Raw genomic sequence first — 23325 nt, forward strand, 5'->3', positions numbered from 1 at the left:
CGGCGTCGCACAGCGCCGAGCCATCCGCAACCCCCTCGCGCCATCCGAGCGCCCTGCGCAGACTCGACGCGACGAGGAGGACACATGAAGGCGCTGACGTACCGAGGTCCGTACAAGCTCCAGGTGACGGAGAAGCCCGACCCCCGCATCGAGCATCCGAACGATGCGATCGTCCGCGTGACGCGGGCCGCGATCTGCGGGTCGGACCTGCATCTGCTGCACGGGATGCTCCCGGACACGCGCATCGGGCACACGTTCGGCCATGAGTTCATCGGCGTCGTCGAGGAGGTCGGCGGCTCGGTGCAGCGCCTCGCGGTCGGCGACAGGGTCATGGTGCCGTTCAACATCTTCTGCGGGTCGTGCGCGTTCTGCCGGCAGGGCCTCTTCTCGAACTGCCACAGCGTGAACGCGAACGCGACCGCGGTGGGCGGCATCTACGGCTACTCGCACACGGCGGGCGGCTACGACGGCGGTCAGGCGGAGCGCGTGCGCGTGCCGTTCGCGGACGTCGGGCCCATGGTCATCCCCGAGTGGCTGAGCGACGAGGACGCGCTCATGCTCACCGACGCGTTCACGACCGGCTACTTCGGCGCCCGGCTCGGGCACATCGAGGAGGGCGACACCGTCGCGGTCTTCGGTGCGGGCCCCGTGGGGCTCGCCGCGGCGCGCTCGGCCTGGCTCATGGGCGCGGGCCGCGTGCTCGTGCTCGACCACCTCGACTACCGGCTGGAGAAGGCGCGCTCGTTCGCGTACGCCGAGACGCACGCCCTGTCGGAGATCGGCGATCCCGTGCTGCACCTCAAGCGCGAGACCGACCACCTCGGGGCCGACGTCGTGATCGACGCCGTGGGCGCCGAGGCCGACGGCGGATGGCTGCAGCACGTGACCGCCTCGAAGCTCAAGCTCCAGGGCGGCTCTCCGGTCGCGCTGAACTGGGCGATCGACGGCGTGCGCAAGGGCGGCAACGTCGCCGTGATCGGAGCGTACGGCCCGCTGCACAGCGCCGTCCGGTTCGGCGACGCGATGAACAAGGGGCTCACGATCCGCGCCAATCAGACGCCCGTGCGCGCGATGTGGCCCGCCCTGCTCGACCACGTGCGCGCCGGGCGACTGGCGCCGCGAGGGCTCGTGACGCACCGGCTGCCGCTCGACGACATCGTCGACGGCTACCACATGGTCTCGGCGAAGCTCGACGACTGCATCAAGACCGTCGTCGAGGTCTCGGACGACTGAGGAGGATGGACATGACGCAGCCCGTCGACGCGCTCCGCCCGCGCATCCCCGGCTGGGGGATCGAGCTCGAGGACGGATGGCGCGAGGAGCACGAGCTCGACCCGCAGGAACTCGCCGCGCCCTGGGCGCTCGAGGATCGGATGTCCGACCCCGCGCGCGAGCACTCGATCGAGCATCCGCAGCTGCCGCCCGTGTTCGGCACCGCGCAGCCGCTGCACGGGCTCTCGGGCAGGATCCGCCGGATCGCCTACGCCCGGTACAGCGAGGGCAAGCTGCGGCACTGGCTGCTGCTCGTGCTCGGCGACCGCGTGGAGTCGATCGGCGCGCACGTGCGCTCGCTCGCGTCGCGCCATCCCGACAACCCGATCACGCAGACGGGCGTGCTGGGAGAGTGGAGCCGGCGCCCCGTCGGGTCGCGCATCGGCCGCGGCCGCGTCGACCTCCGCCACGCGTGGATGGACCCGATCATCGTCGTCGGGCCGTGGGTGCTCGCAGGCGTCCTCGCGGTGCGCGCCCTCAGCTCCCTCACGCGGCGCCGGTAACGGCAGCCCAGATCTGCATGTCTCACTCGCCGTCGGTTCGGCGCTCCGATACCCGCCGTGAGCGAGACATGCATGCAGGGGGCGGGGCGTGCACCGGGACGCGCATGCGGGCGGCGTGAGCGGGGCCGCACTCCCGGCGTGCGGCTACGCCCGCGGCGTCAGGCCGAAGTGCTCCAGCTCGGGCTCCGTGAGCATGCGCGACCGGATGAGGAACCGCATGCCCGTGGGCGACTCGACGCTGAACCCTCCCCCGCGCCCCGGCACGACGTCGATCGTGAGGTGCGTGTACTTCCAGTACTCGAACTGCGACTCCGACATGTAGACCTCGATCGGGTCGTCGAGACCCGCGTCGATCGTCCCGAGCAGCACATCGCCCGTGCCGGTCAGGTACATCCCGACCGGATAGCACATGGGCGACGAGCCGTCGCAGCACCCGCCCGACTGGTGGAACATGAGCGGCCCGTGCTGGGCCGTGAGCGTGCGCAGAAGAGCAGCCGCCGCCTCGGTCACCGCGACCCTGCTGAGCTCCTCGGACATCCCTCCTCCTTCCCTGTGCACCCGCGACGTCGGCGTCGCGGGGATCCGACGCCCGGGCGGGGATTCGGGTCATCCCGCCCGGGCGGATCCGATCGGATCAGAAGAAGCCCATGGGCCCCTCCGCATAGGAGACGAGAAGGTTCTTCGTCTGCTGGTAGTGATCGAGCATACGCAGGTGGTTCTCCCGCCCGATACCCGACTGCTTGTAGCCGCCGAAGGCGGCATGCGCCGGGTACTGGTGGTAGGTGTTCGTCCACACCCGCCCTGCTTCGATCGCGCGACCAGCACGGTAGCAGAGGTCGGCACTCCGGCTCCATACCCCCGCGCCGAGGCCGTAGAGGGTGTCGTTCGCGGTCGCGATGGCGTCGTCGTACGTGTCGAAGCCGGTGACCGAGACGACGGGGCCGAAGATCTCCTCCTGGAAGATCCGCATGCTGTTCTGACCCTCGAACACGGTCGGAGCCACGTAGTACCCGTCCGTGAGGTCGCCGCCGAGATCGACGCGCTCGCCGCCCGCGAGGACCTTCGCGCCCTCGTCCTTGCCGATCTGGATGTACGACAGGATCTTCTCGAGCTGGTCGTTCGACGCCTGCGCGCCGATCATCGTCTCGGGGTCGAGCGGGTTGCCCTGCCGGATCCTCGAGACGCGGTCGAGCCCATCCGACAGGAACGCGTCGTAGATCGACCGCTGGATGAGCGCGCGCGACGGGCACGTGCAGACCTCGCCCTGGTTCAGGGCGAACATCGCGAAGCCCTCCTTCGCCTTCTCGTAGTACGCGTCCTGCGCCGACGCGACGTCCTCGAAGAAGATGTTCGGGCTCTTGCCTCCCAGCTCGAGCGTCACGGGGATGAGGTTCTGCGACGCGTACTGCATGATGAGGCGCCCGGTGGTCGTCTCGCCCGTGAACGCGACCTTGCGGATGCGCTTGTGCGACGCGAGCGGAGCGCCCGCCTCGATGCCGAAGCCGTTGACGATGTTCACGACGCCCGCCGGCAGGAGGTCGCCGATGAGGTCGAAGAGGAACAGGATCGACGCGGGCGTCTGCTCGGCGGGCTTGAGGACGACGCAGTTGCCCGCGGCGAGCGCGGGCGCGAGCTTCCACGTCGCCATGAGGATGGGGAAGTTCCACGGGATGATCTGGCCCACGACGCCGAGCGGCTCGTGGAAGTGGTACGCGACCGTGTTCTCGTCGAGCTGGCTGATCCCGCCCTCCTGCGCGCGGAGCACGCCCGCGAAGTAGCGGAAGTGGTCGACCGCGAGCGGGATGTCGGCCGCGAGCGTCTCGCGCACGGGCTTGCCGTTCTCCCACGTCTCGGCGACGGCGATCGCCTCGAGGTTCTGCTCGATGCGGTCGGCGATCCGATTGAGGATGACGCTGCGCTCGGCGGGGCTCGTGTGCCGCCACGAAGCGAACGCCTTCCACGCCGTCTCGACGGCGCGGTCGATGTCCTCGGCGGTGCCGCGGCCGACTTCGCAGAACGGCTTGCCGTTGACGGGCGAGATGTCCTCGAAGTACTCGCCCTTGACCGGGGCGACGAACTCCCCGCCGATGTAGTGGCCGTAGCGAGCGCGGTACTGGGCGACGGAGCCCTTCTCGCCCGGGGCGGCGTAGACGCTCGAGACGCCCTCTTCCACGATGGTCATTGCTGTCTCCTTCGACTGCGCGACGTCGCGGGGATGCCCCCGCGTGGCTGTGCCGTCACGCTACGTCGCCGGAGGTTGCATCGGATTGCGCGCGGGAGGGCTACTCGAGCGCCGCGAGCCGCGCGACGACGCCGGCGCGCCGCGGCGACCGGGCCGGGAGCATCCGCAGCACCTGCCGCAGCGCCTCGACGTCGTCGGCGCCCGCCGCGGTGTCGGTGTACGCGAGGAGCACGTCGACGCCGGCCTCCGCGAGGAGCGCCTCCCGCAGGGACGAGCGGATGGTCTCGCGCAGCTCCTCGACGCCCGGTGCCGCCGAGTCGGGCAGCACGTCGCCCCGGTAGGCGGCGAGCGCGACGCGGTGGGCGCCGCGATCGAGGAGCGAGAGCACCTGCTGCGCGTCGGTCTCGATCTCGCCCGCCATCCGATACGGGCGGGACTCGGGGACGAGCGCCGGCACCATCCGCTCGAGCAGCTTGCGCAGCCGCACCATCTCGGGCCGCAGCGTGCCGATCGTGGCGGGGTCGCCGTAGACGAGCTCGGCGAGCCTCTCGGCCGTGAGCCCCTGACGGTGGGTCGCGAGCATGAGCACGAGCTCGGCGTGGCGCATGCCGAGCTCGACGACGCGCTCGCCGCCGTCTCCGGCGAGGGTGAGCAGCGCGCGATCGCGGCCGAGCACGCTGAGCGTCGCGCGCTGCGCCGTCTCGACGCGTCGACGCGGCTTCCGCGACGGCTCCTTCTCCGCGCGCAGCCGGGCGACGAGGAGCTCGCCCTCGACCGCGCGCGCCGTGGCGTCGACGAGCAGCTGCGCCTGCGGGGTCGCGGCCTCATCGCCGCCGGTCACGTCGATGACCCCGATGAGGCGGCCGTTCTCAGGGTCTCTGACCGGGGCGGCCGTGCACGACCACGGCTGCACGAAGCGGTTGAAGTGCTCGGCGCCGCGCACCTGCACCGACCGCCCGAGGGCGAGCGCCGTGCCGGGTGCCGCGGTGCCGACCCGGTCCTCGGCCCAGTTCGCGCCCTCGACGAAGCCCATGTCGCCCGTGAGCGCGCGCACGCGGCGGTCGCCCTCGACCCAGAGGAGGCGCCCGGCGGCATCGCCGACCGCGACGACGACGCCCGCCTCGTCGGCCTCGCCGGGGAGGAGGAGTCCGCGGATGAGCGCGAGCGCGCCCGCGAGCGGATGGGCACGCCGGTACTCCTCGAGGGCGGCTCCGGTCAGCTCGAGAGCGGGCAGGGCCTCGGCTCCCACCGCGCTGCCGACGGACCTCCGCCACGACTCCCGCACGAGCGGCCGCACCTGCGCGAGGCGCGGATCCGCGCTGTTGCCGGCGAGGAGCTCATCGTGCGCGCGCTCGACGAGGAGCCGCGAGGCGCGGACGCCCTCGCTGCGCAGCCACGGCGACGACATGGGGCTCCTTCCTCGTCGAGGGAGCGGATGGCCACCAGTGTAGGTCGCCGCGGTGCCGCCGGGGAGGCCCGGTCAGTGCTCGGGCGTCTGCACCGTGAGGAACTCCGACGTGCGGCGCAGCGCGAACCCGAGCTTCTCGTAGGCGCCGATCGCGCCGACGTTGTCGGCCGCCGCATGCAGGAGGGCCCGGTCGCCGCGCTCGCGGATGTGGAAGGCGACATCGAGCACGAGCCGCGACGCGAGGCCCTGGCGGCGGTAGGCCTCGTCGGTCGACACGGCACTGATCTCGGTCCAGCCGGCCGGGTGCAGGCGCTCCCCCGCCATCGCGACGAGGCGGCCATCCCGCCGCACGCCGACATAGCGGCCGAGCTCGTGCGTGCGGGGCAGGAACGGGCCGGGCTGGTTGCGCTCGACGAGCGCGAGCATGTCGGCGACGTCGCCCGCGCCGAGCTCGACGGCCTCGTCGAAGGGCACGGGCGCGAGCCGATCCGTCTCGACGAGCTGGACGCCCGAGCCGCGGCCGAGCTCGGCCCATCCGCTCGGGAGCTCGGGATCGGCGTTCGAGATCGTGACGGGCGCGCCGGGCCCGAACACGTCGATGAGCGCGTCCCACACGTCGGGGTCGCTCCACGAGCGCACACCCACGAACGGCGAGACGTCGGCCGGGTAGTGCTTCACGAGCTCGTTGCCGATCGCGAAGTGCGCGTGCGGGCCGGTGAGCGATGACCAGGCCGGGTTGTCGAGGACCGCGTCGTCGATCGCGGGGTCGGCGGGCAGCGGGATGGCCGAGGTCATGGGAGTCCTCCTGTCGAGCGGATGGCGGCCCAAGCGGCAACGCGCGACGGCCGCAGACGCTTCCCGACACGCCCGCGGACGAGGCGGGGTGAATGCGCGGGCGAAAAAGCGGGGCGAACCTGCAGATCCGCTGAGTGCGGACAATGACCGGGCAGAAGTCCCCATAGGGTCGAAGGCGGGGTTGGGGAATCTCGGCGTGCTCGCACGCCCATGCGATCGTTCGGTCTGGGGCCGACGGTCATCTCGGCTTGGTGCCGTGCGCTCTTGGAGCGCGCCGTGTCTCCTGCCCTCTCGAAAAAGAGGCTGTCTGGGGAGGCACCGGTGAAAACGGAGACACCGACGTTCGGCGTGCGCGGAAGGCGCCGTGACGGACGACGACGCAGGACGCGACGCGGCGCGATGGCGGTCATCACGACGCTCGTCGCAGGGCTGGTCGGAGCGACGGGCGCGCTCGTCGTCGCGGAGCCCGCTGCGGCGACGTATGCGGAGGGCGGATCGGGCCGGCACATCGGCGCGATCGACTGGATCGAATGGGGCGCGAGCGGCGCTCCGATCACGAACGGGACGACCGCGACGAGCACGCGCGACATCGCGGGTCAGGAGCTCACGACGACGTGCACGATCACGGATGTCGTCGGCAGCGTCGCGGCGTACCGCTCGGGCGACTACAGCGGCGACTCGCTCGACGACCTGTACAACATCGGCGGCGCGGGCTCTGCGAACCAGATGGTGTACGGCCTCGTGAACCGCGACAACGGCGCGACGGTGAGCTTCCACTTCTCGTGCGAGACGCGCCTGAACGGCGCCCTCGTGCCGCTCGGCGGCCTCGTCGTCGCCGATGCGGAGTCGAGCAACCGGAGCCAGGGCGAGTACGTCCAGGCCAAGCCCGACGAGGCCGCCACGACCTGGCGCGTGATCGAGCGGGCGCGCAGCTGCGACACGAACGTGCTGGCGACCCTCTCCACCGACAAGACCCTGCGCCTGCACCCGGATGCCGAGCAGTGCTCCTCGCGACAGCGGGGCGGCAGCGGCCCGATGGCGATCGGCTACATGGACGGCGCGACCGGCGCCGCGGTGACGGTCAAGGGCGGCGGCAAGAGCGCCGTCGCGCTCGGCGTCGTCCTCGAGGCCGACTTCGGCGACGCTCCCGAGAGCTACGGCGCTGCCGGCGCCCTCTTCGAGCGCGCCTGGACCGGCGGCGAGGTGCCGGTGGGTGAGACGAACGTCTCCTCGTCGTCGTTCGCGCTGGCCACCCAGAGCCAGCCCCGCACGCGCCTCGGCGCGATCGTCGACTCGGACAACGGCCACCAGTTCAGCGCGGCCGCCGACGCGGACGACCGCACCGCCCAGGCCGATGAGGACGCGGTGGGCGCGATCGGATCGATCGACGTGACGCCCGGGGAGCCCTACGTGCTCGAGGACGTGTCCTGCACGGGGCCCGGGTTCGTCGCGGCCTGGATCGACTGGAACCGCAACGGCGCGTTCGACGACGGCGAGCGCTCGGGGGCGGTCGAGTGCGTCGGCGCGTCCGTCGACCTGGCATGGACCGTGCCGATGGACGCGCAGGACGGCGCGAGCTTCGCGCGCATCCGCATCGCCCAGACGGCGGATGGCGTCGCCTCGCCCGTGGGGATGACGACGACGGGCGAGGTCGAGGACCACGCGCTCTCGATCGCCCTGCCCCACCTCGCGATCGAGAAGATCTCGGACGCGACGGCGGACACGCGCCCCGGCGACACGGTCACCTACACGGTCCGCGCGCGGAACACGGGAGCCACCGCGTACACCGACGCGTATCCGGCCGTCGTCTTCGACGATCTCTCGGGCGTGCTGGACGACGCCGGGTACAACGACGACGCGCGAGCCGACCGCGAGGGCGACCTCGCGTACGCCGAGCCGCTGCTGTCGTGGACCGGGCCCCTCGCCGCGGGCGACGCCCTCGAGATCACGTACACGACCACGGTGAAGGCCGGCGGAGACGGCACCGCGCGCAACGTCGCGTGGGAGCCGAACGACCCCGAGAACCCGGCGACCCCGAGCTGCGACCCCGCCGACGGCGGCGTCGACCCGACGACGGGTGAGCCCTGCGCGGAGGCGGTGCACCTGCTCCCGAAGCTGAAGGTCATGAAGACCGCGGTCACCGAGGAGCTCCCCGCGGTCGGCGAGACCGCGACGTTCCGCATCGAGCTCACGAACGTGGGCCCCGGCGCCTTCACGGCCGAGGAGCCCGCGCGCGTCGAGGACGACCTCGTCGACGTGCTCGACGACGCGGTCTTCGGCACCGTGACGTCCGATGTCGACCCGCAGCCGGTCTTCGACGGCGAGCGCTATCTCACGTGGCAGGGCGCTCTCGCGTCGGGCCAGACGGTGACGATCGAGTACACGGTCGACTTCCGAGGCACGGGCGACAACGTCCTGCGCAACACCGCGTGCGTGCCCGAGGCCGACACCGCGTCCGGCGCACCGAGCTGCGACTTCGCGCAGATCCCGGCGGCGAACCTCACGTGGTGGAAGACCGTCAAGACAGACGACGACCCCGTCGTCGCCGGCTCGACGCTCGAGTACACGCTGTGGTTCGCGAACGACGGCGAGGCCGATGCGACCGTCGACGCGGTCGACCACCTCGTGCACGTGCTCGACGACGCCGACGTGACCGTCGAGCCGTCGTCCGACACACTCACGGTCGTCCGCGACGGCGACCGCATCGCCATCACGGGCACGGTCGCTCCCGGCGCCACGGTGCCCGTGCGGTACACCGTGACCGTGAAGCCGGATGGGCAGCGCGGCGACGACATCGCGGCGAACTTCCTCCTGCCCGCGGGCGAGGAGCCGCCGACCGAGCCCGTCTGCGAGCCCGACGCCGCACGCTTCCCCGACTGCACGACGACGCCCATCGCGGCCGTCGAGTACGCGAAGTCGGTGACCGCGTCGACCGATCCGGTCGCCGAGGGCACGGTGCTCACCTACGAGATCACCGTCACGGGCACGGGCGAGACGACCGCGCCCGTCGCCCGTGAGGACGACCTCTCGGGCGTTCTCGACGACGCCGATCTGACGACCCAGCCGTCGTCCGACACGGAGTCGGTCACGGTGACCGAGGTGCAGGATGGCCGCTTCGCGATCGGCGGCATGATCGGCGCGGGCGAGACCGCGACGATCACCTACACGGTCACGGTCAAGGCCGCAGCCGATCGGGGCGACCACCGGGCCGACAACTTCCTCGTGGCGCCGGGTGAGACCCCGAGCACCTCGTGCGAGAGCGGCGACGACTGCACGTCGACCCCGATGCCCGCGATCTCGGCCGCCAAGTCGGCCGACCCGGCGACGGGCGAGACGGTCGTCGCGGGCCAGCGCGTGACCTACACGCTCGAGTTCCGCAACGACGGCACGGCGGCCGGCGGCGTCGAGTACGTCGACGACCTGTCCGGTGTGCTCGATGACGCGGCCCTCGTCGACGACCCGTCCTCCGCCGTGCTCGACGCGGTGATCGACGGAGACGCTCTGCGCGTGTCGGGCACGCTCGAGCCGGGCCAGGTCACGACCGTCGAGTACACGGTCGAGGTCGGGCAGGATGGCGCGCGCGGCGACAACCGCCTCGCCAACGTCCTCGCGCCGAGCGACCTCGAGGACCCGTCGTGCGACGACGCCCTCGTGTCGTGCACCGAGCACCCTGTTCCCGAGCTCGCCTCGTGGAAGTCGGTCGAGGCATCCGCGACGCCCGTCGCCGCGGGAACCGAGCTGACCTACACGCTGCACTTCGAGAACACGGGCGAGGCGCCCGCGAGCGTCGACGAGGTCGACCACCTCGTCCACGTGCTCGACGACGCCGACGTGACCGTCGAGCCGACCGCGGGAGCCCTCACGGCCATCCGCGACGGCGACACGATCGCGATCACGGGCGAGGTGGCACCGCGCTCGGTCGAGACCGTGATCTACACGGTGACCGTGAAGGCCGACGGCGAGCGCGGCGACGACATCGCCGCGAACTTCCTGCTGCCGGCGGGCGAGGAGCCGCCGACCGAGCCGACGTGCCAGCCGGCCGACGGCGAGCGCCCCGACTGCACGGTGACGCCCATCGGGCGCCTGCTCACCGGCAAGGCCGTCGAGGCGTCGTCCGACCCGATCGTGACGGGCACGGAGCTCATCTACACCCTGACGTTCGACAACCAGGGCGAGGGCCCCGCGACCGTCGCGCACATCGACCGCCTGGCCGACGTGCTCGACGACGCCACGCTCAGCGAGGCCCCGGTGGCCTCCGATGACGCGCTGCAGGTGACCGAGGTGCTGAACGGCGCCTTCGCGATCACCGGCGAGCTCGCGGCAGGCCAGGTCGTGACCGTGCGCTACACGGTCGTCGTCAACGCCGAGGGCGAGCGCGGGAACGACGTCGCGGCGAACTTCCTCGTGCCCTCGGGCGAGGAGCCGCCCGCGACGTGCGACGGGGCCGACTGCACCGTGACGCCGATCGGCCGCATCACGGCCGAGAAGTCGGCCGACCCGGCATCGGGCACGGCCGTCGACACCGGCGACCGCGTGACGTACACGCTGTCGTTCGCGAACGACGGCCAGGCCGCGACCGCGGTGGACTGGACCGACTCGCTCGCCGACGTGCTGGACGACGCCGAGCTCGTCGAGGGCCCGACGGCGGATGGCCTCACGGCCGTCCTCGACGGAGACGTGCTGCACGTCACGGGAACGCTGGACACGGAGGCCACCGCCGCGGTGACCTACACGGTCGAGGTGCGCCCGTATGACGAGCAGGGCGATCACACGCTGGCGAACCACCTCACCCGGACGGGCGAGGAGCCGCCGACCGCGTGCGACCCCGACTCGCGCCTGTGCACGGAGCACCCGACGGTGACGCCGACGCCCGAACCCACGCCCGAGCCCACTCCGACGGACCCGGCACCCGAACCCACGCCCGAGCCGACACCGACGGACCCGGCACCCGAGCCCACGCCGGAGCCCACTCCGACGGACCCGGCACCCGAACCCACGCCCGAGCCGACACCGACGGACCCGGCACCCGAGCCCACGCCCGAGCCGACGCCGACCGACCCGGCACCCGAGCCGACACCGGAGCCGACGCCGACCGACCCGGCACCCGAGCCGACACCGGAGCCGACACCGACGGACCCGGCACCCGAGCCGACCCCGGAGCCGACGCCGACCGACCCGGCACCTCAGCCCAGCGAGCCCGCGGAGCCGGAGCCGAGCGAGCCCGCGGAGCCCGCGCCATCCGAGCCCGCCGACCCCGCGCCGAGTGCGCCGGCGGACCCGACCCCCGCCCCGCAGCTGGAGGACGACGGCTCGCTGTCGCCCACGGGGGTGTCCATCACGGTGGGCGCGCTCCTGGCGGCGCTCGTCGCCGCGGCCGGCGGTGCGGCCCTGATGGTCCTCCGCCGTCGTCGCGAGCGCGACGCGGCCTGACCCGATGAGAGACGGCCGGTCATCCGAGAGGATGGCCGGCCGTCTCTCTGTCTGCCACGGTGGCCCGCCCTCACTTCTGGGGCAGCGCCAGCCGCCACGCGGTCGCCGACACCCCCGGCTCAGCCGACACGGCGTAGTGCTCCCCCTCCGCGGGATACGCACGCAGGGTGACGGATGCGCGTCCCCGCGGGTGCACTTCGACGATCGACGCGTCGATGAGAATGCGCACGTCGTCGCCCTCGAGCTCGCCCCGCCACACGACCTGGTCGCCCAGGCGCAGGTCGGCCGCCCCCTCCCCCGAGAGCCGGACCTCCGCCTGATCCGGGAGCGCTGCGGGGTCGACCTCCTGGGCTCGGAGCGCGTCCAGCTCGCGTGCGGGTGCGAGCTCGACGTCGTCGCCGCGCACGCTCAGCTCGCGCGGGAACGTGAGCAGCCCCGACCATCCCTGCGCGTCGCTGTCCTCCTGGGCGCGCGCACGGGCGCCGTCCTCCGCGACCTCCTGCGCCCATCCCCACAGGAGCACGCGGTCGCCGCGCTCATCCTGCACGGCTTGCGGCGCATAGAACGCCGCCCCCTCGTCGAGGATCCCCGAAGCGCCCCCGCGGAACGCGGGCAGGCCCGAGGCGGGATCGATGTCGAGCGCGCCGATGATGTAGCCGACACCGAGATGCGGCTGGCCGTCGCGCCACAGCGACACGAGCACGACCCAGTCGTCGCCGCTGCGCACGAGCTGGGGGCACTCCCAGCCTTCGCATGCCGGCAGCTGCGCCGCCACCTCGTCGTCCGAGGTGAGCAGGAAGCCATGCTCCTCCCACGCGTCGAGGTCGTCGGCGGCATAGAGCAGCAGCGCGCCGCGATCCCCCGCGACACCCGATCCCTGCAGGGCCCAGCGGCGGCCGCCGAGCTCGAAGAGGAACGGATCCCGCACCATCGTGATCGCGGGGTCGGCCGGCATCCGTGCCGCGACGTGTCCGGTCTGCTCCCACGTCTCGGCGTCGGAGGATCCGCGCGCGATCACGACCTCCGAGCGACCGTCGAAGCCGACGACCCCCGAGTAGATCGCGGTCGGGACGCCGCCGTCGAGCGCGCCGACGCCGCTGAAGCAGCCGGCGGCATCGGGCCCGCCCTCCTGCGGGCGCAGGGCGATCGGATGCTCGTCCCACCGCAGCAGGTCGGGCGAGCTCACGTGGCCCCAGCAGATGCGCTCGTGCCGCGCCGAATCGGGGTTGTACTGGAAGAACAGGTGCCACCGCCCCTCCGTGAAGAGGATGCCGTTGGGGTCGTTCACCCAGCCGCGCGCGGGGCGGGGGTGAAGCCGCGGGAAGCTTCGATCGGGGTGGTCGACGGCCGGGGCGAGGATGTCCGACATGGGGTCCTTTCGTGAGGGGGATGACGCGCGGCTTCCCGCAGGACGCGGGACGACCGTGCGGAGCTGCTACTTGCCCGCGCCGGCCGTGAGGCCCTCGCGAAGCGGCTTCTGGCCGAAGATGAACACGAGCAGCGCGGGGATCATCGAGAGCACGACGCCTGCGAGGACGGTCGCGATCGAGCCGGTGCCGAGGTTGCCCTGGAGAGTGACGAGCCCGAGCGGGAGCGTGAAGTTCTGCTCGCTGATCGTCAGGATGAGCGGGCGGAAGAACTCGTTCCAGTGGTAGTTGAACGCGAGGATCCCGACGATCGCGAGACCCGGTGCCGCGAGCGGCAGGTAGACCCCGAAGAAGACGCGCCACGGCCCGGCGCCGTCGATCTCGGCGGCCTCCGCGAGCTCGGGTGGGAGCCCCATGAAGTACTGCCGCATGAGGAACGTCCCGAACGCGGTCGGCAGCATCGGCACGATCAGCGCGAGGAGCGTGTCGGCCAGGCCCATGCCGCGGATCAGCATGAACACGGGCACGATCGTGACCTGCATCGGCACCATCATCGTGGCGAGGATGAGCGCGAAGAGGAGCCTCTTGCTGCGGAACTCGAATCGTGCGAAGACGTAGCCGGCCATCGCGGCGGTGAGCATCTGCCCGGCCGCGATGAGCAGCGTGACGAGCGCGCTGTTCCAGGTGTAGAGCCAGACGGGGATCTGCGCGAAGACGTCGGCGAAGGCGCCGAGGCCGAACTCGGTCTCGTTCGTCTCCGGGTTCGACGGCGTGAGCGCCGTGATGAGCGTCCAGACGACCGGGGCGAGCGTGAAGAATGCGGCGATGACGAGCACCGCGTACTTTCCGACCTGGGCGAGGGCCTGCCGCGGGGAGCGGGCTTCAACTGCGTGGATGGACATCGTCGTTCCTCATCCGTAGAAGACGTAGCGCTTGCTGAGCTGGAACTGCACGAGCGTCACCAGCATGATCAGGACGGTCAGCACGATGCCGATCGCGGAGGCGAGCCCGAACTCGAGCTGCTGGAAGGCGGATTCGTAGATCACCATGACCGCCGTGCGGGTCTCGTCGCCAGGACCGCCGCGGGTGAGCACGTACGGCTGGTCGAAGATCTGCAGCGCGTTGATGATCGCCATCACCGAGGCGACGAGCATGGTCGGGCTCACGAGCGGAAGCGTGATCTGGCGGAACTGCGTCCACCCGGTCGCGCCGTCGAGCGAGGACGCCTCGTAGACCTCCTTCGGGATGGCCGAGACGCCGCCGAGGAAGAGCAGGAACGTGAACCCGAAGTTCTGCCAGACGTAGACGAGCAGGACGACGATCTTCGCGCCGAACCCCGTCGTGAGCCATCCGATATTCGCGACCCCGAACCATCCGAGCACCTGGTTCACGAGCCCGAACTCCTGGTTGAACAGGTAGGCCATGACGAGCGAGACGGACGCCGCGGAGAGGATGAGCGGGAAGAAGAGGGATGAGCGGAAGAACGTCCGCAGCCAGCTCGGCATCTTCGACTGGACGAGCACCGCGAGGAAGAGGGCGACGGCGAGCTGGAGCAGCACCGCGACGACGACGAAGCCGATCGTGTTGAGGAACGACACGCGCACGGTCGGGTCGGCGGCGAGCTCGACGAAGTTGTCCACGCCGACGAACTCGGGGGCCGTGATCACGTCCCAGCGGAAGAAGGCGAGAAGGAACGACCCGACGATCGGGATGAAGCTGAACAGGCCCAGCCCGATGACGGTGGGCGCGAGGAAGACCCAGATGAGCAGGCGACTGCCCTTCTTGGCCGTGGCCTCGGGGCGAACGCCCTTCACGCCCCGAGGGAGGACGGCCGCGCGCGTGCTCGGCGGCGGAGTGACGACGGTGGACATCAGCGTCCCTTCAGTGCGAGTTCGAGGTCGCGCTGCATCGTCTCGAGCCCGCGGCGCACGCCGCCGGGTCCGTTCGTGATCGTCGAGACGACGTTCTTGATGAGCGCGGATTCCACAGCGGCCTGCTGCGGCGGAGCGGGCATGGGCCCGGTGTCGGGATGGCGATCGAGGGTGTCGTAGAACACCTCCCAGTGCTTCGGTCCGATCTCGCCGCCGTACAGCTCGGCGTTCAGGGTGCGGCGCGGCAGCGAGGAGTCGGGCTTCTGGTGGGCGAGCGCCATGCCCTCGGTCGAGATGCAGTACTTGAGCCACTCCCACGCCTCGTCCTTGCGGGGCGACGTCTGCATGATCGCGTACCCACCCGCGCCGAACTGGTGGCGCTGGCTGCGCATCCGGGGGAAGTACGTGACGTCGTACTCGTCGTTGGCGAAGCCCGCGTCATGCAGACCCTGCACCCAGAACCCGCCGGCCGGCGTCATCCCGACCGAGCCGCGGGCGAAGAGCGAGACGAGCTCGTTGCCGCCGCCCTGCGCGGGGTTCGCCGCGATGCCCTCGCCGACCATCCGCTGCAGCACCTCGAAGCTCTCGATCGTGCGCTCGTTCAGCGCGTCGGCGTTCTGCCACAGATAGCCGCCGCCGCGCGGCGCCTCGCCGGGGTAGAACCGCGACCAGAGCCAGTCGCCGCCCGGCGCCTTCTCCTCGGTGAGGAAGCTCGCGTCGTTGACGTACAGCCACGGCACGACGCCGCCCCACAGGCGGTTGTTCCAGAAGTACGGGAGGAAGCTCCCCTCGGCCGAGTCCTTCATCGTGCGCGCGACGGTGAAGAAGTCGTCGACCGTCCAGTCGTCGCGCGGCCGCTCGAGACCCGCCCGCTCGAACGCAGCCGTGTTGTAGTACACGTTCGCGGCGTTGAAGTTGTCGGGCAGCTGGAAGAGGCTCCCCTTGTACATGAACGACTCGATGAGCGAGGGATGGACGTCGTCGAAGTACTCCTGGAGGTCGGCGGCGTCACGCTGGACGTAGTCATCGATCGGGTGGGCGAGCCGCTCGGCGAAGAGCTGCGTGCCTTCGGTCGCGACCGACACGACGTCGGGCGGGTTGCCCGCGGCGACCATCGTGAGGATCTTCGCGAAGAAGTTGCTCCAGTCCTGGCCCTGGACCGCGACGATGCGGACGGTGATGCCGGGATGGAGACGCTGGAAGCCCTCGACGAGCGACTGGCGTGCGGCCGCGTCCTGGGCGGTCCCGAAGAGGGCGACGGTGAGCGCGTCGTCGCCGCGACCGGGGATGTCGGCACCGGTCAGGCGCGGCCAGGAGATCGCCGTGCCGGCGATCCCGAGGCCGAGCAGGGCGAGCGCAGCCCTGCGACTCAGTTCAACCACGTTGTTGCTCCTGCGGATGGGGCCACGGCGGCTCGCGCGAGCCGACCGTGTGCCGTGAAATGGAGTGCTGAATGCGTTCAGCAGATGCACCGTAGCATGGTCGGGAACCGTGCGCGAGGGATATGCTGAAACAATTCAGCAACGGGGCGTCGGTGAGGACGCAGCGAGGAGTGCCATGCCGAAGCAGAGCCGCCGCGCCACGCTCGCGGACGTCGCCGAGCGCGCGGGCATGTCGAAGGCCGCCGTGAGCATGATCCTCAACGACCGGCCGGGCTCGAGACTCTCCGCCGCCGCGGCGGATCGCGTGCGGGCGGCCGCGGCCGAGCTCGACTACCGGCCGAATCCGGCTGCCCGCGTGCTCCGCCGCGGCAGGACCCAGACGATCGGATTCATCTCGGATCAGGTCACGCTGACGCGTCAGGCCTCGGGGCTCATCGGCGGAGCGCTCGAGGTCGCCAAGGCGCACGAGCACACCGTGCTCATCGCCGAGACCGGCGGTGGCGACGGCGCCCTCGCCGACGCGTTCGAGACGATGATCGACCACCGCGTCGACGGCATCCTCATCGGGCTCATGGGTGCGCGCATGATCGACCTGCCGGAGACCTCGACGAACGTGCCCGTGGCGATCGTGAACGGGCGATCGTCCTCGGATCATCCGAGCGTTCTGCCCGACGAGCGCGCAGCGGGGTACGCCGTGGCGCGTCACCTGCTGGACGCGGGGCACCGGAGGATCGGCCTCGTCGGCGACCTGCCCGATGAGATCGTGTCGGACCTCCGGCGAAGCGCGACCATCGCGCTGCGCTTCGACGGCATCCAGCGCGCATTCGACGAGGCGGGGGTCGTCCCGGCGCGCGTGGACATCGCCGACTGGCAGCCTGCGCTCGGCTACGACGCCGCGGCCGCGCTTCTCTCGCGGGAACCCGACCTCACGGCGATCCTCGCGTCCAACGACGCGGTCGCGCTCGGGGTCTACCAGGTGCTCCTCGAGCGGGGTCGCCGGATCCCCGATGACGTCTCGGTGATCTCGTTCGACGACGAGGTGCTCGCGGGCTACCAGCGACCAGGGCTCACCACCGCGCGGCTCCCCTACCCCGAGATCGGCTCCCTCGGCGCCTCGATGATCCTCGGCGAGCGCGAGCTCGGCCACGAGCTTGTGCCCATGCCGCTCATCGAGCGGGAGTCGGTGGGGCCGCCGCGGCCCTTCTCAGCATGAGAGATCCGGACGGTGCGGCGGCAGGAGCTCTGCCGCCGCACCGTCCGGACCACGGAACTGCGATCGCGTCGCGCCGACCGGGGATCAGCGCGTGATGTGAATCCGGGTGCTCGCCACGACTTCGCCATCGAGCGAGAGGACGATCGTCCACTTGCCGGGCTTCAGGTCACCGGGAAGGGCGACCTCATGGGCGCCCGCTCCGGACACCGACGCGATCTCCTCGGCCCGGGAGCCGTCGCCGCGGCCGATGCCGATGACGGCATCGGCCCCCTCGCGGACACCGTCGAGCGCGACCTGGATCGTCTCGCCGGCCCGAGCGCGCTCGGGGGCGGTCACCGACGGCTCCTCCTCCACGATCTCGGCCGCGAGCGGCGAGACCGTGATCCGGTCGAGGATGGGGGCGTCCTGGGCGCGAAGCGGGATACCCGGCCAGTTGTCCTCCGCGTAGGTCACGCCGTCGAAATTCGGCTGCTCCTCGGCGGCGAACGTGATCGTGTTCTCCCCCGCCTCGAGATCGAGCACGATCGTCCGCTCCCAGAAGCTGTTCCGGTGGAAGGTCGGCACGAAGAGCACTCGCAGCGGGTCACCGCCGTTCACCGAGATGTCGGCGTGGCGTGCCATGGGGTTCGGGTTGTAGTGCGTCGCGGGGATCTGCTCGGGGTTCGAGAACCGCACGACCACGGCGTGGCGCCCGGCCTCCTCCGCCTGGACGGTGAACGACAGCGTGTTGTCGTTCCCCGGCTCGCCGCCGACGCCCGAGACGGCCTTTCCGCCCTCGGCGTTCGCGAGGTCGACGATCTCAGCGACGCCGGACCGCGTCGCGTCCTCCGCCTGGTACTCGGTCGCGGTGAGCATTCCCGCCCCGGACGAGACCCGCAGGCCGTCGATCGTGGCTTCGCCCGTCACGGTGACCTTGTTGATGCCGCCCGCCAGGTGCACAGCCCCGGCGGTCGACCGGGCGAGGTCGAGCACCTCCTCGCCGTTCACGGCGACGCGGCCGTCGCCCGAGCCGATGACCTCGAGCAGCGCTTCACCATCGCGTGCACCGTGCACCCAGAACGTCGCCGTCTGATCCGCCGCAAGCGCGACCGTGCCGTTGCCCGTGTAGGTCGCCGTGCCGTCGTGGTCCGACAGCGTCGCCTCGTACTCGTCGACGCCGCTGTCCTGGCGGGTGAGGACGATGCGGTCCACGAGTGCGTCGCCCTGCGTCGCGCGTGAGCCGTCGAGGCTCTTCGCGGCGAGCGTGATCGTGTGCGTTCCGGCAGCAAGCTCGACGGTGGTGTCGGCGTGATCCCAGACGACCCACTTGTAGCCGAGCGGGAGGAGGATCTCCTGCTCAGCGGCCCCGTCGACCGTCAGGAAGACGTTGGTCGGGCCGTTCTCCGCGACGAGGCTGTATGTGTTGAGGCTGTTCGCGTAGACCGAGAGATCGTAGGAGCCGTCCTCCGGGACCTCCACCGTGAAGGAGAGACGGCCATCCGAGCCCGTGCGCAGGCCGCCGACGTTGTACCCGCCGGAGGTGTAGAACTTGCTGACGTCCGAGGGCGAGCCCTCGGGGCCGTTGAGGCTGTACCCCGAGCCGGCGTAGTCGGCGTCCTCGGCCTCGTAGACGGCTGACCACGGAGCGGTCGGCGCGGACGCCTCCGTGGCCTCGTCCGCCGGGGTCACGACGAGCTCGTACGCCGACGACTCCTCGAGAGCTGGAAGCTCGTCACCGCCGAACTGCAGCGTCGCGACGCGGTCTACGACCTCGAGCACCTGATCGCCGATCACTGCGGGGCCCTTCGAGTCGCCGAGCTGACCCGTCCACTCGATCTCGCGCACCGTGACCTCGACACGATCGCCGAAGACGTCCGCGGGGATGTTGGCGAAGTCGACGGGTGCCGCACCAGACGCGCCCCCGATGAGCGCTCGCGCGACGCGACGCTCCTCATCGAGAGCGGCCACGCCCTGAAGGGAGTAGTTCTCGCCCGGCGAGGGCGGGGTGAGCTCCACGGTGTGCCCGCTCAGCTGCGCGTAGGAGTTGTAGAGCCACCACTGGCCGTTGCCCCGGTTCGACTGCACAGCCGAGTCGGCGAGGTTGCCGTTGATGTTCCAGAAGGCGATCATGGCGTCGACCTTCGCGTCCTCGATCGCGGAGATCCACTGAATCATCTGGCCGGGGACTGACGTGTGGTAGTTGAAGGCGTACTCGTTGATGTTGATGGGCAACTCGGCCCCCTCGCGCGCCGTGCCCTCGAAGGCGGCGGCCTCCCATGCGCGGAATCGCTCGACCGAGTCGCGGATGGCCTGGGGGTGCGACAGCTCGTGCCACGTGATGATGTCGGGCACCGTGTCCTGTTCGACAGTGTGCGCGAGGAAGCCCTTCATCTGATCGAAGAGGACGCTCGTGCCCGGGCCGGCGACGCGGATGTCGGGGAACGCGGCCTTGATCGTCCGATAGGTCTCGTCCCAGGCCGCGAAGTAGGCAGTCGGGTCGTCAAGCCAGCTCGTGCCGTCGAGGCTCCACTGCCCGGTGCCGAACATGTTTCCCTCGGGCTCGTTGAACGGCTCGATGACGAGGTGCGCCCGCTGTTCGTCGGGGATCTCGGCGATCATGTCGAGCTGCTTCCGGAGCACGTCGCGATAGTCCGCGAGCTTCTCCTCCGGAGTGTCGCCGGGCCACTGATAGGGGAACCCTCGATACCAGTCGGTGACGCGAAGGTAGACGTCGCCGCCCGTCGTCTCGGAGAGCGCCGGAAGGATCTCGAGGGCGTCCGAGCCAGGGTGCTGGGAGCCGTCCTGCGCCTTCGTCGCGACACTGCGCACGTTCATGCCCTCGAGGAGGTTGTCCGTCGGCATCCCATCGCCATAGAGGCCGTACAGGACCCCCGACGCGCCCCCGTGAACGGGACCGGTATTGCTTCCGAGGTCGATGCGGACCTCGCCGCGGTGCACGGTCACCTCTGTGGTGACGGGCTGGCCGGCCGCCGTCCCGTCTACGGAGAAGGTGCCGGTCTGTTCGTACTGAGCGGGGTCGACCGGCTCCCATTCCACGGGCACGTCGCGGTCGACGCCGTCCGTGAACGAGGCGCGGATCGACGCGGGCAGGTCCGGCGCGACGCCGACAGCCGTCCGAACCTCGAACGCCGTCTGGGAAAGGGCGTCGAGGCCGGGCAGCTCCCCGCCGACCAGCGCGCCGACCTCCTCGGCGGAGAGAGCGTCGTGGTACACGCGGAAGTCGTCGACCTCTCCGCGGAAAGCGGGATCCGGGTAGAACGAGCCGCCGATAGCGCCCGCGTCTGCCGCCCCTGCCGACAGGAGCTGGCTCGCCGTCGCCGTCGTCGAAGCTCGGGAGAGGGCGACTCCGTCGACATACGCGGTGAGGATGTCGGCCTCGGTGTCGAGCGTCAGCGTCAGCGTGCTCCAACGATCTGCAGGCAGAGCGCCGTAGCCGGTGACCTTCGCCTCGCCGCCGGCCCCCGAAGTCGTCACGGCTGCGCGGATGCGGCCCTCTCCGTTCGACGGCGTCGCGAAGAGGTACCGCGTGGTGTCGGATCCCAGACCGAACACCCACTGCCACGCTCCGCCGGATCCGTCCCAACGGATCCTCGCCGACACCGTCAGGTCGGTTGCGCCCTCGAGCGCAGGCCGTGGGACCCGCACGCTCCCCGAGCGCACGTCGATGGCGCCGCCTTCTGCACCCTCGACAGCCGGGACATCGCCGACGATGACTCCGTCCCACCCGTTGCCGGAGGAGTCGGGGACGTTCCCGTCGGCGACGTCATCCATCGTGTAGACGAGGACGGGCGCGGGGCCGTCCTCAGCTGCGGACGCGGGAGCGGTGAGCCCCGTGCTGATCACTGCGGCCGCCGCGAGGAACACGGCGGGCCCGGATCTGGTGGTGATGCGCATGGTCGAAGACCTCTCTGTCTCGTGTATGTGCGTTGCCCTCCGATGGCGGAGAGCGTGGTGACGCCCGCCGTCAGCTGCGGGCGGTGAGCGCGGGCAGGAAGACCCGCATGGTCGACGGACCGCGTTCGGCCCAACGGTGGTAGGGGATGAGGCGGACCTCTGATCGACGCTCCTGTGGGCTCTCCGCCGGAACCGGGCCATACGCCCATCCGCGCGGATCCCGTTCCGGTGCCATGGCGACGCTCACGACGGCGCCGTCGGCGTCCGGACGCGGCTCGAAGCGGGTATCGACGCGGACGCCGTCGATGCGCGTCTGCGGCGGGAGATCGAGCGACTCCACGCAGAGCACCAGCGGCCCCCTCTCCACAGCCACCGTCCCCCGAACCGCGTCGATGCGGGCGTCGGGCCACGTGAAGCGCGGGCCGACAGGCAGCACGAGCTCGACGACGTCCCCGGGAGAGAAGACGCGCCGCACCTGCGCCCATCCGGCTTCGACGAACGTCGGTGCGGCGTCCGGTGCCGCAAGCGTTGCGTGCTCGGCCCATGACGGGACGCGCAGCCGCAACGTGCGCTCCTCGTCGGGAGCTTCGACGACGTGCACGCGGACGCGATCGTCGAACGGGTAGTCGGTCTCGATCCGCAGCACGAGCCCTCGCCCGGTGAGCTCCCCGGCGGCGTACTGCAGGAGGATGAGCGCGTCGCCTTCCTCGGCGGCGAGGTAGGCCGGCAGAGAGGCGAGCGTCCTTGCGACGTTGGTCGGGCAGCAGGACACATCGAACCACGGCGCCCGGACACCGCCCTCCGCGCGGTGATTGACCCCGTCCGCCGCTTCACCGGCCTCCTCCCGCTGGTGAAGTGGGTTGGCGTAGAAGAAGGCACGGCCGTCCGCGCTCGGTGACGTCGCCACCACGTTGAAGAGGGTGCGCTCGATGAGGTCGGCGTACTTCACATCGCCCGTCGCGAGGAGGAGCCGCCACGCGAACATGACCGAGGCCACGCCGGCACACGTCTCGCAATACGCACGGTCGGCCGGCAGCTCCCAGTCGTCGCCGAAGCCCTCATCCTGATGACGCGACCCCATCCCTCCTGTGAGGTACGTACGCCGCTCCACAGTGCGGGACCACTGACGCTCGAGCGCGGCCAGGAGGTCGCCGTCGTGCGTCTCCACCGCAACGTCGACGGCGCCCGCGGACAGGTACAGCGCGCGCACGGCATGCCCGCGCAGCACGTCGGCCTCACGGATCGGCGCGTCGTCCTGGAAGTAATCGGCCGACAGCAGCGGTCGCACGGGCAGCCGCCCCCTGCCACGTCGCTCGAGAAAGCGACGGGCCTGCTCGACGTAGCGCGGCTCGCCGAGGGCACGTCCGAACTCCGCGAGCGCGACCTCGATCTCAGGGTGCCCGCAGAGGCCGTCCTCGTCATCCCAGAATCGGGTGCAGACGTGGTCGGCGGCACGGCGCGCCACGGCGACGAGATCGTCGGTGCCATAGGTGCGCACCCGCGCGACGGCCGCCTGGAGCAGGTGCCCGATGTTGTAGAGCTCATGCCCCATCGCCAGGTCGGAGTACCGGGGCGGGAGTCCAGGATGGCCGAACGCCGTGGAGAGGTAGCCGTCGTCGTCCTGGGCGGCTGCGACCCGCGCGACGAGACGCGCGTAAGCCCCCGCGAGCTCGTCGTCCGCCCGGCGCGACAGCTCCCAGGCCATCGCCTCGAGAAGCTTGTACACCTCGGAGTCGGAGAACTGCCATCCCGCTCGCTCGCGCGTCACGTCGCCGCGGGCGATCCGGTCGAAGTTCTCGATCCAGCCGAGCCGCTCCATCCACTCGAGGCAGTGCGCGATGGTCGCCGTGCCGTTCACTCGCTGCCGCGAGCCCCAGAAGCCCGCCCCGTCGAGCGCGTATGACGAGACGTCCACGCCGTGAATGCGCGCGTTCGCGGGTGCCACGGGACGACTGCCGACGCGGAGGCCATTCGGGGACGGCTCGGTCGAGGTCGAGAATGAGGTCAC

General features: G+C 71.1%; 14 protein-coding genes. 4 read left to right on the top strand and 10 right to left on the bottom strand.

Annotated elements, in window-relative coordinates; all coding sequences use genetic code 11:
- Positions 1 to 84: 84 nt before the first annotated feature.
- The gene (locus M1D56_RS15315; protein WP_456284103.1) at positions 85 to 1233 is read left to right on the top strand and encodes a zinc-dependent alcohol dehydrogenase; all 1149 of its coding nucleotides are present in this window, start codon (positions 85 to 87) and stop codon (positions 1231 to 1233) included.
- Between the two features lie 11 nt (positions 1234 to 1244).
- Positions 1245 to 1775 carry a hypothetical protein gene (locus tag M1D56_RS15320; protein ID WP_456284104.1) on the top strand — a complete coding sequence of 177 codons (531 nt, stop codon included), beginning with the start codon at positions 1245 to 1247 and terminating at the stop codon, positions 1773 to 1775.
- Between the two features lie 144 nt (positions 1776 to 1919).
- Here the strand turns inward: M1D56_RS15320 and M1D56_RS15325 are convergent, their stop codons facing one another.
- The 4 genes from M1D56_RS15325 to M1D56_RS15340 all read right to left on the bottom strand — a co-directional run bounded on the left by M1D56_RS15325 (position 1920) and on the right by M1D56_RS15340 (position 6160).
- Positions 1920 to 2312, bottom strand: coding sequence for a DUF779 domain-containing protein (locus M1D56_RS15325; protein ID WP_271174110.1), 393 nt, complete (start codon positions 2310 to 2312; stop codon positions 1920 to 1922).
- Positions 2313 to 2409: 97 nt separating this feature from the next.
- Positions 2410 to 3957 (bottom strand): acetaldehyde dehydrogenase ExaC, encoded by a 1548-nt coding sequence (gene exaC / locus M1D56_RS15330; protein ID WP_456284105.1) that lies wholly within the window; start codon positions 3955 to 3957, stop codon positions 2410 to 2412.
- A gap of 100 nt (positions 3958 to 4057) precedes the next feature.
- Positions 4058 to 5365: a GAF domain-containing protein gene (locus M1D56_RS15335; RefSeq protein WP_456284106.1), complete on the bottom strand. Its 1308-nt coding sequence runs from the start codon at positions 5363 to 5365 to the stop codon at positions 4058 to 4060.
- Positions 5366 to 5437: 72 nt separating this feature from the next.
- Positions 5438 to 6160 carry a GNAT family N-acetyltransferase gene (locus M1D56_RS15340; RefSeq protein ID WP_456284107.1) on the bottom strand — a complete coding sequence of 241 codons (723 nt, stop codon included), beginning with the start codon at positions 6158 to 6160 and terminating at the stop codon, positions 5438 to 5440.
- Between the two features lie 399 nt (positions 6161 to 6559).
- Between M1D56_RS15340 and M1D56_RS15345 the strand changes: the two genes are divergently transcribed.
- Positions 6560 to 11590, top strand: coding sequence for a CshA/CshB family fibrillar adhesin-related protein (locus M1D56_RS15345; protein WP_456284108.1), 5031 nt, complete (start codon positions 6560 to 6562; stop codon positions 11588 to 11590).
- Positions 11591 to 11660: 70 nt separating this feature from the next.
- Here M1D56_RS15345 and M1D56_RS15350 read toward each other — a convergent pair whose 3' ends face one another.
- The 4 genes from M1D56_RS15350 to M1D56_RS15365 form a co-directional block, all read right to left on the bottom strand.
- Positions 11661 to 12959 carry a glycoside hydrolase family 32 protein gene (locus M1D56_RS15350; RefSeq protein WP_456284109.1) on the bottom strand — a complete coding sequence of 433 codons (1299 nt, stop codon included), beginning with the start codon at positions 12957 to 12959 and terminating at the stop codon, positions 11661 to 11663.
- A gap of 66 nt (positions 12960 to 13025) precedes the next feature.
- Complete coding sequence (locus M1D56_RS15355) at positions 13026 to 13859, bottom strand: carbohydrate ABC transporter permease (RefSeq protein ID WP_282979889.1); 834 nt, start codon at positions 13857 to 13859, stop codon at positions 13026 to 13028.
- Between the two features lie 9 nt (positions 13860 to 13868).
- On the bottom strand, positions 13869 to 14828 hold the full coding sequence (locus M1D56_RS15360; protein ID WP_271174117.1) for a carbohydrate ABC transporter permease: 960 nt from the start codon (positions 14826 to 14828) through the stop codon (positions 13869 to 13871).
- Complete coding sequence (locus tag M1D56_RS15365) at positions 14828 to 16210, bottom strand: ABC transporter substrate-binding protein (RefSeq protein ID WP_282979890.1); 1383 nt, start codon at positions 16208 to 16210, stop codon at positions 14828 to 14830. The genes M1D56_RS15360 and M1D56_RS15365 overlap by 1 nt, the downstream gene beginning before the upstream one ends.
- A gap of 175 nt (positions 16211 to 16385) precedes the next feature.
- Here M1D56_RS15365 and M1D56_RS15370 point away from each other — a divergent pair, with 175 nt between their 5' ends.
- Positions 16386 to 17423: a LacI family DNA-binding transcriptional regulator gene (locus M1D56_RS15370; RefSeq protein WP_324013530.1), complete on the top strand. Its 1038-nt coding sequence runs from the start codon at positions 16386 to 16388 to the stop codon at positions 17421 to 17423.
- A gap of 84 nt (positions 17424 to 17507) precedes the next feature.
- On the opposite strand, the gene M1D56_RS15375 is transcribed toward M1D56_RS15370, so the two are convergent.
- Complete coding sequence (locus tag M1D56_RS15375; RefSeq protein ID WP_456284110.1) at positions 17508 to 21317, bottom strand: LamG-like jellyroll fold domain-containing protein; 3810 nt, start codon at positions 21315 to 21317, stop codon at positions 17508 to 17510.
- A gap of 70 nt (positions 21318 to 21387) precedes the next feature.
- Positions 21388 to 23325, bottom strand: a complete 1938-nt coding sequence (locus M1D56_RS15380) for a glycoside hydrolase family 127 protein (protein ID WP_456284111.1) — start codon at positions 23323 to 23325, stop codon at positions 21388 to 21390.

The sequence above is a fragment of the Microbacterium sp. JZ101 genome (genome assembly GCF_053903175.1).

What these genes read in the sequence shown, in the direction of transcription:
- M1D56_RS15320 (WP_456284104.1), top strand. Translation starts at nt 1,245, where the DNA reads ATGACGCAGCCCGTCGACGCGCTCCGCCCGCGCATCCCCGGCTGGGGG.
- M1D56_RS15340 (WP_456284107.1), bottom strand. Translation starts at nt 6,160, where the DNA reads ATGACCTCGGCCATCCCGCTGCCCGCCGACCCCGCGATCGACGACGCG.
- M1D56_RS15355 (WP_282979889.1), bottom strand. Translation starts at nt 13,859, where the DNA reads ATGTCCATCCACGCAGTTGAAGCCCGCTCCCCGCGGCAGGCCCTCGCC.
- exaC (WP_456284105.1), bottom strand. Translation starts at nt 3,957, where the DNA reads ATGACCATCGTGGAAGAGGGCGTCTCGAGCGTCTACGCCGCCCCGGGC.
- M1D56_RS15370 (WP_324013530.1), top strand. Translation starts at nt 16,386, where the DNA reads ATGCCGAAGCAGAGCCGCCGCGCCACGCTCGCGGACGTCGCCGAGCGC.
- M1D56_RS15335 (WP_456284106.1), bottom strand. Translation starts at nt 5,365, where the DNA reads ATGTCGTCGCCGTGGCTGCGCAGCGAGGGCGTCCGCGCCTCGCGGCTC.
- M1D56_RS15375 (WP_456284110.1), bottom strand. Translation starts at nt 21,317, where the DNA reads ATGCGCATCACCACCAGATCCGGGCCCGCCGTGTTCCTCGCGGCGGCC.
- M1D56_RS15315 (WP_456284103.1), top strand. Translation starts at nt 85, where the DNA reads ATGAAGGCGCTGACGTACCGAGGTCCGTACAAGCTCCAGGTGACGGAG.
- M1D56_RS15360 (WP_271174117.1), bottom strand. Translation starts at nt 14,828, where the DNA reads ATGTCCACCGTCGTCACTCCGCCGCCGAGCACGCGCGCGGCCGTCCTC.
- M1D56_RS15350 (WP_456284109.1), bottom strand. Translation starts at nt 12,959, where the DNA reads ATGTCGGACATCCTCGCCCCGGCCGTCGACCACCCCGATCGAAGCTTC.
- M1D56_RS15325 (WP_271174110.1), bottom strand. Translation starts at nt 2,312, where the DNA reads ATGTCCGAGGAGCTCAGCAGGGTCGCGGTGACCGAGGCGGCGGCTGCT.
- M1D56_RS15345 (WP_456284108.1), top strand. Translation starts at nt 6,560, where the DNA reads ATGGCGGTCATCACGACGCTCGTCGCAGGGCTGGTCGGAGCGACGGGC.